Source organism: Actinomyces sp. HMSC075C01 (assembly GCF_001812965.1).
GTDB lineage: Bacteria > Actinomycetota > Actinomycetes > Actinomycetales > Actinomycetaceae > Actinomyces > Actinomyces acetigenes.
Map to the genome: position 1 here is coordinate 1 of NZ_KV810945.1, position 401 is coordinate 401.

At 64.8% G+C, this 401-nt stretch carries 1 pseudogene; it reads right to left on the reverse strand.

The window, feature by feature from the left end:
* Positions 1–76 precede the first annotated feature (76 nt).
* Positions 77–401 (reverse strand): annotated as a pseudogene (locus tag HMPREF2883_RS01990) (hypothetical protein); the annotation flags it as partial.

The window sequence follows — 401 nt, forward strand, 5'->3', positions numbered from 1 at the left end:
CCGGTCACCATCCTCTGAAGGACGTCCCACTGCTCCGGCTCCAGGATCATCACACCACGCTCAGCGTCGAATGAGCTCATGCCACAACCTCCAGGGACCGGCTCATCTCATACATGTGACCGAAGTGGGCGCCGAACTCGCGCGTGGCGCAGGTAAAGGTCGCCGTCCACAAACAGGCGCCCCCACGCATGGTCTGCTCGATCCAGGCCAGCTGCATGAACGTCAGAGCCGTCTCATCAAGGATGTAGATACCGCTGCGCAGCCGGCCCCCTTCACGCAGGTGCTCGGCCGGGCACTCATCAATCATCCGCACACCGGGAATGGCGTCCACGATCGCCCGCCCCGAGCCCACCAGTACAGCACCGGGGTCCTCATCGGCGCCCAAGGGCGTGCGCACCACC